At 32.0% G+C, this 15,382-nt stretch carries 10 protein-coding genes; 6 read left to right on the forward strand and 4 right to left on the reverse strand.

The features are described 5' to 3' along the window. Window positions 1-206: 206 nt before the first annotated feature. The 6 genes from FHK87_RS20020 (at window position 207) to FHK87_RS20045 (ending at window position 5,516) form a co-directional block, all read left to right on the forward strand. The gene (locus FHK87_RS20020; protein WP_140595834.1) at window positions 207-1,379 is read left to right on the forward strand and encodes a serine hydrolase domain-containing protein; all 1,173 of its coding nucleotides are present in this window, start codon (window positions 207-209) and stop codon (window positions 1,377-1,379) included. A 39-nt stretch (window positions 1,380-1,418) separates the two neighbouring features. Then, window positions 1,419-1,787, forward strand: coding sequence for a 6-phosphogluconate dehydrogenase (locus FHK87_RS20025; protein ID WP_140595837.1), 369 nt, complete (start codon window positions 1,419-1,421; stop codon window positions 1,785-1,787). 32 nt (window positions 1,788-1,819) lie between these two features. After that, a complete protein-coding gene (locus FHK87_RS20030; RefSeq protein ID WP_140595840.1) occupies window positions 1,820-2,362 on the forward strand; it encodes an acyl-CoA thioesterase in 543 nt (180 codons plus the stop codon). A 349-nt stretch (window positions 2,363-2,711) separates the two neighbouring features. After that, entirely contained in the window at window positions 2,712-3,476 is a 765-nt protein-coding gene (locus tag FHK87_RS20035) for a leucine-rich repeat domain-containing protein (protein WP_140595843.1), read from the forward strand. 393 nt (window positions 3,477-3,869) lie between these two features. Further along, complete coding sequence (locus tag FHK87_RS20040; protein ID WP_140595846.1) at window positions 3,870-4,973, forward strand: DUF3103 family protein; 1,104 nt, start codon at window positions 3,870-3,872, stop codon at window positions 4,971-4,973. Window positions 4,974-5,108: 135 nt separating this feature from the next. Next, window positions 5,109-5,516: a hypothetical protein gene (locus FHK87_RS20045; RefSeq protein ID WP_140595849.1), complete on the forward strand. Its 408-nt coding sequence runs from the start codon at window positions 5,109-5,111 to the stop codon at window positions 5,514-5,516. 85 nt (window positions 5,517-5,601) lie between these two features. On the opposite strand, the gene FHK87_RS20050 is transcribed toward FHK87_RS20045, so the two are convergent. From FHK87_RS20050 to FHK87_RS20065, 4 genes are all read right to left on the reverse strand, one after another. Further along, the gene (locus tag FHK87_RS20050) at window positions 5,602-5,955 is read right to left on the reverse strand and encodes a T9SS type A sorting domain-containing protein (RefSeq protein ID WP_140595852.1); all 354 of its coding nucleotides are present in this window, start codon (window positions 5,953-5,955) and stop codon (window positions 5,602-5,604) included. Window positions 5,956-6,455: 500 nt separating this feature from the next. Beyond that, a complete protein-coding gene (locus FHK87_RS20055; RefSeq protein ID WP_226294335.1) occupies window positions 6,456-9,743 on the reverse strand; it encodes a VCBS repeat-containing protein in 3,288 nt (1,095 codons plus the stop codon). A 190-nt stretch (window positions 9,744-9,933) separates the two neighbouring features. After that, window positions 9,934-11,700: a RagB/SusD family nutrient uptake outer membrane protein gene (locus FHK87_RS20060; protein ID WP_140595860.1), complete on the reverse strand. Its 1,767-nt coding sequence runs from the start codon at window positions 11,698-11,700 to the stop codon at window positions 9,934-9,936. Window positions 11,701-11,711: 11 nt separating this feature from the next. Next, entirely contained in the window at window positions 11,712-15,164 is a 3,453-nt protein-coding gene (locus FHK87_RS20065; protein ID WP_140595862.1) for a TonB-dependent receptor, read from the reverse strand. Window positions 15,165-15,382: the final 218 nt, after the last annotated feature.

Here is a 15,382-nt window from a genome sequence, read left to right on the forward strand (position 1 = left end):
ACCTTACTTATTTTGGGTAATATTATTCTTATCCTTTGCTCTATTTCACAAACAATATCTACCATTTTTATAAGAAGTTGGGGTACAGAAATTTATACTTACTTTTTATATAGTATCAATGGGATATCATTTCTAGCATCTATACTTTTTACAATTGGTTTCTTACTATTAGTTAGAAAGATGGTTAAATATAAATTACAATCGGCATGAATGGTATACAACATATCTGTTCTATAAATAGAGTACATTTATTTTTTTTAGTTTCAACATTGGTTATACAAATAGCTAGTGCGCAACTTTATTTTCCTGAGCGTGGTTCTTGGGAAGAAAAAAAACCCGAGACTTATAGTATTAGTACCGAAAAACTTCAAGAAGCTATACAGTTTGCAGAAAAAAATGAGTATTCTGGTTCTAGAGATCTCAGACAAGCGATACTAAAAGGGTTTCAACACGAACCATATCACACTATTTTGGGGCCAACCAAAAAAAGAGGAACTCCCGCTGGTGTGATACTAAAAGATGGATATATTATCGCCAAATGGGGAGATGTTAAAAGAGTCGATATGACATTTAGTGTAACCAAAAGTTATCTCTCTACAATGGCAGGATTAGCAGTAGACCAACAGCTTATTTCTGATGTCGATGATTTTGTATACCAAACAATTTGGGATCGTACTTTTGACGGAGCCCACAATAAAAAAATAACATGGAGGCACCTTCTCACTCAATCCTCTGATTGGTCCGGACAACTATGGGGCGGATATGATTGGGCTGATCGTCCACCAAAAGAAGGAGGAATTGATGATTGGAAAAACAGAAAATTTCATCCTCCCGGTACTGTTTTTGAATATAATGATGTACGTGTAAATGTATTAGCTTATTCCCTTTTGCAAGTATGGCGAAAACCCTTACCACAAGTGTTGAAAGAAAAAATAATGGATCCTATTGGAGCTTCAACTACATGGCGATGGCATGGATATAAAAACTCTTGGACACCTATAGACGGTCTCAAAATGCAGTCTGTAAGTGGTGGTGGTCATTCTGGAGGCGGACTCTTTATCAACACTCTGGATCATGCGAGATTTGGTCTTTTATTTATGAATAACGGAAAATGGAATAACACACAATTAATCTCTGAAAATTGGATAAAAGAAGCGATCAAACCTTCTCAGGCAAATTCTAATTATGGTTTTATGTGGTGGTTAAATCAAAAAGGAAAACGACAATGGACAGGACTGCCAGAACATATCTATTATGCAGCCGGTTTTGGAGGTAATTTTATCGTAATTGACCAAAAACAAAATCTTGTGATCGTAACACGCTGGTTAGAACCAAATAAAATTAATGAGTTTATATCTAAGGTATATACAGCTTTATAAACCATCCAAATTTTAAAGTTTAAATAAAATAAATTAAAAATGAAAAAAGTACTTGCTATTATTATTGCAGCTATTGTTGCTCTATTTGCTATCTGGTACGCTTTTGTATATTATGCTTCTTATAGCGAGGGAACGCGCAGTGGAGAACTTATAAAATTTAGTAATAAAGGAATTGTTTTTAAAACCTGGGAAGGTGAAATCAGCCAAGGGATATCAGGAGCACAAATCTTTAGCTTTTCTGTAGAAGATAATAATAAAGAAATTATCAAAAAACTAGAAGAACTTCAAGGTAGGTATGTAAAATTGAAATATAAAGAGCGGTTTTCAAAAATAGTTTGGTTAGGAGATACCAAATACTTTATAATTGATGCAGAAGAAGAAACATCTCCACATTTCAGAAATAAATAATGCAAAGATCAGCATCCAAATTTTAGAATAAGATGAAAAAATATAAAATAAATACAGAATCTCAAGTTGTTATTTCTGAATTAATGCTTCCGTCTCATTCTAATTTTAGTGGCAAAATACATGGTGGATATATTTTATCACTCATGGATCAAATTGCATTTGCGTGTGCTTCAAAACATTCAGAAACTTACTGTGTAACGGCTAGTGTAGACAAGGTTGATTTTCTCAAACCAATAGAAGTTGGAGAATTAGTCACTTTAAAAGCATCTGTAAATCATGTTGGTAATACATCTATGGTTGTTGGTGTACGGGTCGAATCCGAACATATCCAAACAGGAAAAGTAAAACATTGCAATTCTAGCTATTTTACTATGGTAGCCAAAAATGATACAGGAAAAAGCGTTCCTGTACCGGGCTTAATTCTTACTAATAAAACTGATATAAGACGATTTGTAAGGAGCATTATTAGGAAAGAAGATGCCACAACAAGACGTAATAGATTCAAAGCATCCGAATTTGATCTAGAATCTCATATGGATATTTTAAAACAATACAACGTTAGAATAGAATTATAACCTCACAACACCTCCAAAAATCAATGCTTAGAAGAAATCTTCTATAAATCTTATCCCATTATATAACTAAATATATTATTAAAAGAACTAAAATTTTCTATAGTGAATTTAGCTTTTAGTAACTGGATATAAATCATTTGCTTCAAAATCTAGTCGACTATTTTTCAAAAAATTAAAATACCCCTGAAAACAGTGATTTATCATAAAGACACTACAAATATATTTGTACCGACGATTTGCACACAAATAATAAACTTTTGATGATTGTAAAGCAGTAACTGCTATATTTTTCATAACATACTAAATAGTAGTTCTGCTTTATGATTGTCTTATTTAAATCTTAATACCTATGATAAAATCAATTAAAACTTTAATGGTTTTATGTTGTATAACCATTAACTATATACAAGGGCAGGCACCAACAGAATATGCTGCTTCTATAGAAGTAGGATTAGAACATCCAGAAGCTGTAAAACGATTAAATTTATCTGCAAAACAACTTACAGAATTACCAGAAAGCATTGGTCGTTTTATAAACGTAGAACATCTGGACCTTACTGCAAATCAACTTACTACTCTACCTGCAGCCATTGGAAAACTCAAGAAATTAAAACGATTAGATATTGGACAAAATAAACTTACTACATTACCAAACGAAATCGGTAATCTAGAGCATCTTGAAAGAATTGATTTGTCCTATAACCAACTTACGCAATTACCTGAAAGCATAGGGAATCTTAAAAAATTAACTCGTATTGATCTAGGGCATAACCAATTAGAAAGTCTACCGGAGTCTTTTGGAAATCTATCAAGCCTGAAAAGATTAGATATCTATAAAAGTAAGCTTACAAGTTTACCTCAATCAATAGGAAAACTAGCAGCATTGACTGAATTATATTTAGGATATAATAATATTACAGCATTACCGGAATCCTTTGGAAATCTGGTAAACTTATCAGAACTATTTCTAAACGGCAATCAACTTACAAAGTTACCAAGTTCTTTTGGTAAATTAATAAACTTAAACCCTGTTCAACTTACAGGTAATCCATTTGAAGAAAAAGAAAAAGAAAACATCAAAGTTAGTTTTTCTAAACTGAACTTTAAATTTTAATGTTTTGTTATCTAATTATAATGACCTGAAAACAATTGATTGATTTTTAAACATAACACTACCAATCAATACTTCAAAAAATCAATCTTCAGGTCATTTTATTACTTTACTTTAAAAACATATCTAGAGGAGTTAGAAGTTTTTAATTACTTGGTGGTTTATAATATATCCAATAGGCCTAAAATTAGCATATTCTTGTTTCTAAAACTTTTGGGCTTTTAATTTTCTAAATGCACAACGGGTATATTTAATAATTCAATAAGCACATTTTTGTCATTTACAATAAAGAGTAATTTTGATTATTAGTTTTTTGAGAGTATCTTAAACAAAATTCTATTTTCATTTTTTAATAGAACCTTTTATTTTTGAGATACATCTTAAAACTTACTCATAATGAAAAAAATTATCTTAATTGCGGTGGCTGTACTGTTGTTTACCAACTGTGAAAAAAAAGAAGGCTTACCTGAATTGTCGGCAGAAAACATCCCTTCTAATGATCAAATAGCTTCTAGTTTTGTCAAAGTTCTTAATGAAGAGACAAATCAACAAAATATTTTTAGTCAATTACAAAACAGTGACTTGCCCATATCGCTTACAGATATGTTTTCTAGACTTATTCCTTCAGAGAAACAAATGCGTTTTTTATTTTCTGCTTCAATCAGTAAAAAAGCAGACAACCGCGAAGTCTATGAGTTTTGGTTACATCATAATACTGATACTTTTAACCCAGAAGAAGTATTAGTTGCATACGCTCCAGACAATGCTGAGCAATTAAAAAGTATTACAGCATTTGATTTACAAGGAAATAAGATAGAGCTTGATGCAAAAACACCACCGGAAGTTCCTGTTATTGTTATAGAAAAAAATGGTTTTCATGCTTTGCAATTACGTGTAGAAGACATGAATGATAAACTTCAAAAAGCTGGTTTACAATCTAAAACAGCAGTTACACTTAAAAATTTCAAATCATATCAAAAAACAAACTTAGAGACAACTAAACTGGATAAAATTTCTTTAAAAGACGATCAGGAGCCATGGATTAAAGGAGGTGCTGAAATATATGCTATTACATCTGGAATAAGAGATACTAATAACGCTCCTGAATTAAAAATCATCCCAATGTATTATCTTGATGATGAAGACGAAACGTATTATCCAAATCAAATCATGTTATTTTGGGATGAGTATCAATATCAAGCAGCCAATATTCAACTTTTTGAACAAGATTCTAATTACAATTATCAAGAATTAATAAGTATAATTATTGATGGTGTTACCCAAATAACAGGGACTTTGAGTGGTCAACCTTGGGTTAATGCATTAGGAAACATCGCAGGAGCAATTATAGATGCTTTACCAGAACAATGGTATACAGATGATGATGATTATATTGATTCTTTTTACACTATAGAAAAAAATAAGTCTTATTCTAATCATTATGGTGCTTCCAAAAATGCAAAGGTAGATCTTAGTCCATTTACAGTACTAGGTAATTAATTTGTTGATCTTTATAAAAAGATACAATCCCAGCTGTTTTTTATCGTTTACATTACGAATATATAAGTATAGTAATTATGATATTTTATCGAATTATTTTACTATTTGTATATTAGAGATCAAAAACCCCGACCTATGAAAGTTATATTGAAATCTTTTATGATACTTTTTACTGTTCTAATTTGTATGAATTGTAGTAGTAGTGATGATAGTGGTGAGATGCCTGATGATTCAGGAAATACTGATAATCCAGACAATCCAACAAATCCTATTCCTAATAAAACAACTACATTTGATGGAGATATTAAAGTATTAGTTGATCAACATTGTATACAATGTCATACAGAACCACGAACTCAAGGAGCGACGTTTCCTATGCGTAATTATCAAGAAATTGTGAATGCTTACCGCAACAGTAACAGAGATATCTTTGGAAGAGTTGAAACCACAGGAAGAAATGTAATGCCTCCTGCTGGAAGATTGTCTCAGGATGATGTAGATCTTTTCTTAGATTGGAGAGCTGATGGACTTTTAGAAAATTAAATTTAACGACAAATACAATAAATGAGGATCATAAATATTGTTTTATGATCCTCATTTATTGTATTAATTCAAAAATTAAGAAATACTATTTAACGTTTAATCTATCTTTTCCTTTATAAAACCTTTGTACGGCCATATTATTTTTATGGTAAACCTTTACTAAATAAAACCCCTCTCTTAAAAAAGACACATCAATCTCTTTGTCAGCATGTAATCTTTTTTGTATTCTTACAAACCCTGATTTATCTATCACTTTTACTAAAAGTTCTTGATATCGGTCATTTGTCAGAAGTGTTAAAGATTCTGATGTAGCATTAGATTGCAATTCAAAAGAAAAAGTAATTTCATTCAGTTCTATTTTCTTTTTAAACCTAAAATCATGAGAATACGTTGTATGACCTAGCATTAATACAACAATTATTAATATTACATTTTTCATAACAAACATTTTTTATCTAATTGTACTTATTCTTCATATCCTATTTTTTAAAATAAGACGAAGACAGAGATTTGCCTTATAGTATTTTTACCAAAAGACCATTGGGTGGTATATGGATTAAACCAAAATTACATCTTAGCGTTATGTTCTCTTACCCAATCTCGTTCTTCGTCTTTTTATTTATCTATTCAATAAAATATTTTGTGCTTATAATCTGTATATAAATTATAAACACTAATAAACTAATCACTATAATGTACTATTATTTCTTAAAATTTGACGTTAACAAAAGCACAAATGGGAGGTAAATTAACTGTACTTTATAAAAAAATTGGGAAATAAATACTTGTTTACAAACAATAAAACTAATTATATACATCAGTTATTTAACCATAAATAATAGTTTATTACTCATTTACAAGAATTCTATTTATAAACGATTAATATTAATCAACCATAATTTGGTTTACAGAAAATATAATCAATCAATTATATAAAGTTTACTTTGTGTTGATTTTTACAGACTGTAAATAATCATTATTCTTTACTGCTAAAATATAAGTATCTGTTGGAGTATTTACAATAGCCATATCCTTAACATCACCAGATATGTGCAAGCCACTTTTTGGTGCAGAAATGATATTAAAATCCCCTTTACCATTTCCTTGCAAAAACAGACCATACCCAGCATCATTTTTAGGCGTTTCTACTTCTGACGTATGTAAATTACCCGCCAAAATAACATCTAGAAATCCATCTTTATCAAAATCATTAACTAAAATTTGATTTATGGAAGAAAGTTGGGTTTCTATTGGCAGTTGTTTAATTGCAAATGTATCCCCTTTATTCTCTAGGTACACACTGGCGAAAGATTTGATTTGATAATGTGTAGATGATTCCAGAGATTTTTTGGTATAAACATCTACAAGCGTTGCTTCAGAAAAGCTTTTATAGTCCTTAAATTTATTTTTTATCGCTGGTATTTGATCAGAAGAACATTGTCTACCTCGTAAAGGATATTGTTTACCGTCATTATAATAACTCAAAACGATATCATTTTTACTATTTTTATCAAAATCACTAATGAACATATCAAAAGTTTCATCTTTTGTAGCTGTATATTTATAATTCAAACCATTATTTCCAATGATATAATCCATATCACCATCATTATCAAAGTCTCCTTCATTTATACTCCACCACCATCCTGTCGTATCATTATTTAATCCAAGCGTTTCAGATACATCTGTAAAACCTAATGAGTTATTATTTTTAAACACTTTAATCGGCATCCACTCTCCTACTATAATGATATCTAACCAATCATCATTATCAAAGTCTGTAATCAAAGCACTTGTAGCCATGCCTAGATTTACAAAATCTTTTGCATATTTCTCGGTTACATTTATAAATTTGACCTCTCCTTTTTCTGTTTGATTTTCTAACAAATAAGTAGTTGCAGGAATCGGATAATTACCTGGAGTTTGACGACCTAAGACCAGTAAATCTTGTTTTCCGTCTTTATTAAAGTCTATTGGATATACTCGCGAACCACTGGTAAGCATTTCTGGCAGTACCTGTTCATCAGATTTTGTAAAATTACCTTGACCGTCATTAATGTAAAGTCTATCTTGGAGCATCTGAGATGTAGAGGTAAATTCATATCCACCACTTACTACATATAAGTCATGGTCTCCATCATTATCGGCATCAAAAAATAGCGCTCCTGTATCTTCATGAGCAATATCATCTTCAAAAACAGTATTCTCTTGCTTATCAAAGCCTTCTTCAGTTTGTAAAAACAAGCTTGCAGAATGGCCAACAGCTCCTCCTACAAAATAATCATCTTTTCCGTCATTATTAACATCTTTTACAGCCAATGCCGGACCAAATCTAGACATTTTATGAGGAAGCAATACTTGTGTCTTAAAATCATCAAAATAATTTTCTTCATGCTTATACTTAGGGAAAAAATTATTTTCTTGATTTGCAAAAAGAGTTTGATCTGATTCAGTTTGTATTGTGTCTATTTTTGCATCAGACTGTTTAAGTATAATTTTTTGATTTACTTTTACATCTTTTAATACCTGAACATTACCATTTGTCCAAACGACTTTTAGTTCTTTTATATTTTCAAGTTTAGAAAGTCCAAAATGTAATTCAGGTGCTACTGAAGATTGAAACCCTCTGGTTAAGGTAAGCTCTTTCATTTGGGTATCGGTTTCTGTGGTTACATACACCCTATTCCCTAATCCAAAAGTATTTTTATTATCACCAGAAAAACCAACAGTCAGATAATTATGTCGATCAGCACTTTTATTTTCAAAAATTGAAGCATAATCGTCTATATTATTTGTAATTATTTCTAAATCACCATCATTATCCAAATCTGCATAAGCAACACCATTAGAAAAACCTTCATATTCGATTCCCCATTCGGCATTTACTTTTTCGAATTCAAAATCTCCTACATTACGAAACATAAAATTATCTATTTTTTCTGAAGGGATGAGAAGACTTCTTTGCAACAGACTATCTTTATTAATTTTTTTATTTTTTAGTTTTTTAAAATAATCGTTATTGTTAATTTCTCTTCGGGTTCCATTTGTAATAAACAGATCATTACGACCGTCATTATCAAAATCAGCAAAAAGTGGTCCCCAGCTCCAATCTGTTGATGAAGTTCCTGTTATCCTAGAGACATTTGCAAATTGTGGAATTCCATTCTTAACTATACCGGTATTCACCTGAAAACAATTATGCATATATTGATAATGAAACCCTGAATTTACGGTACTCCAAAATAGCGATGGGTTCATACTTGCCATATTTGCTTTTTTTCGACGATTACTTTGCGCATCCATATCAACTTGAAAGATATCTAAATATCCGTCGTTATTGTAATCTGCTATATCGGCTCCCATACCAAAAAAAGCAGTATGTCCTACAGCTTGTTTTACCACTTCTTTAAAAGTTCCGTTTTTGTTATTTATATAAAAATAATCAGGTGTACTAAAATCATTTGAAACATAAAGATCAGGCCATCCATCATTATTGACATCTCCAACAGTAGCACTTAATGTAAGACCAAAACTTTTTACTCCTGCTTCTTCGGTAACATCTGTAAAATTTTTCCCATCATTACGATATAAATGATCAGTTTCATGATCTTTTATATTTTTCATTTTAAACTTGTAATAAAAATTGGGGGCATCAAACGCAGTAGGTGGATAATTAGCTACATACAAATCTAAGTCTCCATCTTTATCATAGTCAAAAAATGTTGCTTGTACACTATTACCAATATCAGCAAGATTATACTCCTCTGCTTTTTCTACAAAAGTACCATCTCTATTATTTATAAATAATTGATTTTGTTTGGGTTCGAATTTACCTCCGACAGAACAATAGATATCTAAATATCCATCTGCGTTAACATCTGCCATAGTAACACCTGTATACCATCTTTTATCACCTTCTATACCGGCTTTTTGACTTATATCTTCAAATACAAGATTTCCTTTATTGAGGTATAATTTATTTGGAACTTGATTGCCTGTAAAAAAAATATCAATGAGCCCGTCATTATTAATATCACCTGTAGCAACTCCTCCACCCATGTATAGATAAGAATATGTAAAATAATTAACCGAGTCATTTTCTGTTAGTATATTATTAAAATCAATCCCTGTAACAGAAGATTCCAACGCTTGAAAAATAGGAGTATCAACTATCTTATCTTTCTTATCATTATCCTTAGAACAGCTATACAACAAAATACTGAACACAAATAATACAATATACCTAGATAAAATGTGATAATAAACCATATAATATTACTAACAATTCTTAAATATATAAAATACACTGTCTGAAAATCAAAGTTATTTGGTTTTATAAATACATTACAATATTTAGTCACCAATAAACCAAATTTTCAGACAGTGCCAAAAACTAATTCAACTTACTACGGCTTAATTAATAACCGGTATTTTGTTTAATTTCTCCATTACTAACACCTATTATACTTTGTGCAATAGGATATCGTTCACTTTTTGGAGTAAATGTTACTCCTCCTAAATGGCTTCTTTTTGTTGATTCCTCAGCTAGATAAGCATTTAATACTGTCATAGCTTGATTTCTTCTTACCAAATCAAAAAAGCGATGCCCTTCTAATGCAGTTTCTATACGGTACTCATGAGCAACAGCTTTAATCGCTTGATCTTGCCCGGTAAATGAACCATAAGGACTAATTACATAGTTTGCAGCTGGTGCATCTGTTGGATTGCCATCAGCATCTAACTCTTTTACAAAATCTTCTGGGTTTGCTGCACGCATTCTAACCATGTCTACAAGCGAAACTCCTAAATCACCTTCTCCTTTTGCTGCTAGAATTTCTGCTTTCCACAACAATATTTCTGCAAATCTAATGATATTAGTATTTATTGAACTTACAGCAGGAGCCCATGCAGAATTAGCATCTACTGATATATCATTAAATTGACTTGCTCTAAATACAGATACTTTTTGCAAATATGGTCCTCCATTAGCTGGATTTCGAATCCAATCTTGTCCGGGCATTATTCCCCATCCATTAAAATCTATGCCTCTACGTCCTACTTTCCAATCCAATCTTGGGTCTAATTCATCTTCATACGGAGTAAAAGCAGCATCTGAAGCAACACCATCATCATTGGTTACATCTTCGTCATTAAATGTATCTAACAATGGTAATCCCGAGGCATCTGTTTTATAAGCATTTACCAAATTTTGAGAAGGCTGAAAAAAACCGCAACATGCACCACCTGTAGTCCCTACAGGAGCTCCATTCGGAAAATTAAGGGCTTGTCCCCAGTTTCCATTATCATCATTAGATGTACCATCGTTAACTGTATGCTGAATAGCAAAAATAGATTCACTAGAATTCTTTGTTGCAGCATTAAAGTTATCAGAATATTTCATTGCTAAGCTATATGGTCCTCCATTAATTACATCATCCAATAAAGGCTGCGCAGCATCGTAATCTAATTGATACATGTGAACTTTAGCCAAATAAGATTTGGCAACCCAACTATTAGCAGCTCCATCAAAACGAGAATCTTCAGTAAGGTTATCTATCGCAAATTGAAAATCATTTTCTATTGCTGTCCACGAATCAACATCTATATTTGTTGTAGATTCTGTTACAGTTTCATCGACATAAGGGATATTGTCCCATATTTTCTTAGCCTCAAAATGATAATGTGCTCTCAGAAACCTTCCTTCGGCAATTAGTCTAACTGATTGCTCTTCTGTCAAATCACCTTCTTCTAAACCAAGTTGAGCTCCTCTAATAGCTTCATTAGCTCTGGCAACTCCTTCAAAAATAGCTCTCCATAAAAATCCGTAATAGCTATTTTCTGTAGCTAATGCCTTATATCCTTCTACATTATCTATAATAGGTTGATCTCCTGGATCACTTCCTTTATATGCATTATCCGAGGCTACCTCACCATAAATCCAATGAGAAGGATCTGAACGCCAAGGATCCGAAGTCGAAACATTAAGATCTAACATTCCATACGCAGCATTAACCTGTAATGTAACCCAATCATTATCATAAATAATTGCATTCTCATTTACCTGACCTTGCAATGGTAATTCCAACTCATCTTTACAAGATTGAAAAGTGATTGCTATTAGTGAGAAAACACCGAGTATTAGTATTGATGTTTTAGTTGTAAATACTTTAAATATTTTTGTCATCGCAGTCTTTTTTAAAATGAAACATTTAAGCCTAAATTAACTGATCTTGACACCGGATATGCCCCTCTATCAACTCCTATTTCTAGGTTTGCTTGTTGTTGATTGGTATAATTCGATAAATTAATTTCGGGATCTAAACCGCTATAATCTGTTATAGTGATTAGGTTTTTTCCTTGTATAAAAAGTCTAATTTTGTCAACTCTCAACTTTTCACTTATGGTTTCACCTAAGGTATATCCTACAGCTATATTTTTAAGCCTTATATAAGATCCATCTTCTATGTAATATGAGGATCCAACTGATTCGTCCGCACTTAATGTAAATGCAGGAAGTGTACCTCCTCTATTTTCTGGAGTCCAAGAATTTTGAATATAATCTAAACTCCTAGCACCTTCAAAATTTGAAAAATCTGTCCAGAATTTAGTTAAATTATATATATCGTTACCTTGAGACCCTTGAAAAAGCATAGAGAGGTCAAAGTTTTTATATTCTGCATCAAAATTGATTCCGTATGTAAAGTCAGGGTGTGGATTCCCTATGATATCTCTAGAGTCACCTGTAATAATTGCTCGACCTGTATCTTGATCAATACCTTCCCAAGTAAACCCTACAAATGAAGATATCGGCTCTCCTGCGACAGTATTAGTAGTTTCAAACCTAGTTTGTGAACCTAAATTAGGGTTTGGTATCACTTGATCCGGATTCTCGATATCTAAAAAGTCTACCTCATTTTTATAATGTGAAACATTTACACCTATCGAATATTTAAATGCTGCGTCACGATTATTTGAATATGAAATCCCAAGATCAAAACCAGTATTGGTCATTTCACCAAAATTTCTAAAGATCGTACCAATAGTGTTTCCAAATACAGTAGGATCTACAGGAACAGCCAAAAGCATATCTTTAGTTACAGCTCTATATACATCTAAATCAAAGTTTATTGAATTATTTAATAATGTAGTAGAAATACCTAAGTTAGTAGTGGTAGTGGTCTCCCAAGTTAAGTTTGGATCTGCAATGTTTGACAAGAATACACCTGTTTGTCCATTATAATCATAAAAATCAAGATTAGATGTAAATGCAGTTACCCCTCTAAAAGCAGGAATTGAGTTATTCCCTAATTCTCCCCAACTAAACTTAAGTAGTAAGTTGTTTACAAAAGAAGAGTCTTCAAGAAAACTTTCGCTAGACATTCTCCAACCTACACTAAATGCAGGAAAGACAGCATCTTGATTTCCTCCTTCGAATAACGAAGATTCATCTCGTCTAACCGTTGCACTTAGTAAATATTTATCATCATATTTGTAATCTACCTTTCCAAATACAGAGAAACTAGATGATTTTGATTGTCCACTACCTACGGTTTGAGTACCTGTTCCAGCACTTAAAAAAGTAAATTCGGGAGTATCAACCAAAAAGTCTGTAATTTGACCAAAGAACTGTTCAAACCTATTCTTCTTAAACTCCGTTCCTACAAAAGCATCAATACTATGAACATCTGCAAGCGTCTTGGTATATTGTAAAATATTAAACCAGTTTGTATTTATAATATCCGTAGAAGTTTCTCTTAATAAATTAACTTGTCTCGCAGCTGCGTTTTCAACATCTACCGGTCTAAAAAATGAAAATTTAGCACTACTCATGTCCGCAGTAAAAGTAGACTTGAACGACAAACCATCAAAAAGATCAAATTCTGCATAAATTGCCCCGAGTGCACGTATAGTTTCTGTAGGGTTATCTGCATTTCTATCAGCAATTCCTATAGGATTAGAAGCATTACCTACTCCATTTGTAGAACCAGTACCAGCATAATTACCTCCTACATCAAAAACAGGAATCAAAGGGTTGCTTCTATACAATGCAGCTATCTGTCCTTCGTTATCTTGGTTACTAAAACTTCCTACAGGATCAATAACTCCTATTCTTTCTGAATATGAAACGTTTATAGACTCACCGATTCTGAATTTGTCTGTAATATCAAGTTCTGAGTTAACCCTTAAATTATAACGTTCAAAACTGGTTGCTCTACCAACTCCTTCTTGATCAAGGATTCCTAATCCTACATATAATTTTGAATTTTCTCCTCCTCCATTCACTGAAATGTTGTGTTGCTGTACAAAAGCAGCGTCAAAAAACTCATCAAACCAATCTGTTCCTGCTTTATTTGCTCTGGTGATTCTATTATTTGGGAAACTATATGCACTTTCATCTACAGAACCTGAAACTCCTTCAGGTATAGTATAATCAGGCAAAACCGGATTATTACCTGAACCGTACTGAGGATGAGAAAGTTCTAAGCCATCATTTCTTAAGGCTGCCCAACGTGCATCTGCTATTTGTTGAGGGGAAGCAAAATCAGGAAATACTGATTTTGGTATAAAATCAACTCCTGTAAGCCCACTATAACTAAAGGTTACTTTATTATTTTTCTTTCCACTTTTTGTAGTAATAATTATTACCCCATTTGCTGCACCAATTCCATAAATAGAAGAAGCAGCGGCATCTTTTAATATCTGAATTGAAGCAATATCATCAGGATTCAAATCGTTTAACCCTTGCCCTGTCTGTACACCATCTATAACATATAAGGGATCGTTTCCATTTATTGTTCCATACCCTCGAATACGAACGGCTGCATTTCCTCCAGGACCACCTTCTACTCCAACTGTTACCCCTGCTGCTTGCCCTTGCAATGCTTGTTCAATACTATTTGGTGTTGTAGCAGCAACGGTTTCTGATTCAACAATTGTTACAGATCCTGTAATATTTCTAGTATTTTGTCTTGTATATCCCGTTACTATTACTTCGCTTAATTCGCTTGCGTCTTCTTGTAAAACTACATCTATCGTAGCTTGACCTGAGTATGCTATCTCTTTTGTGCTAAACCCTACATAAGAAAAGACTAAAACTTCTCCTTGTGCTACTTCTAACTCAAAATTACCATCAAAATCAGTCTGAGTCCCCTTTGTAGTATTTTTTACTACAACACTTGCCCCTGGTAATGGTCCACCATCTGCGGTAGTAACTTTACCGGTAACTATAGTTTGGATTATGTCTTCGGTTTCTGAAAACGTTTTCGTAACTGTATCTGTTTTAGACTTTGTTATTACGATTTGCCGATCAATAACTTTATATGTAAGATCTGTTTTTTGAAGTGCTTTGTCTAAAATTTCAGTTACTGTAGATTGTTTTAAGTTGAGTGTAACACCTCCACTATTCTTTAAGATATCATCTTTATAAAAAAATATAAATTCACTTTTAGAATGAATTTGATCAAATAATTCTTCTAAAGTTCCATTTTTTACATTAATATCAAATTTTGTTTGTGAGTAAGAGTCATTAGCGTAAACGCTTGTTAATCCGATAGCCAGGAATAAAATAAAAACTCTCATAATGATCAATAGAAAATTGACTTTCAAATTTTTAGGAAAAAAAGAAAGCCCGTTAATCTTTTTATTCATAATTTTGTTTTTTACGTGTTGAGTATTGCTTTATAGCAATATTTTTGTTTAGGTCAGAAGATGTTGGCGCATTTTCTGACTTTTTTTGTTTAAGATTTCAAGTATATCTAGGGTATTATTCTAACTAAACTTATCTTAATTTATAAATGCCCATATTCAAAAAAAGATTGCTTAGATTAGTATAATTACTCGAAACATACTGATTTCTTAGCGTAAAC

The organism is Aquimarina algicola, from assembly GCF_006443095.1.
Taxonomy (GTDB): Bacteria; Bacteroidota; Bacteroidia; order Flavobacteriales; family Flavobacteriaceae; genus Aquimarina; species Aquimarina algicola.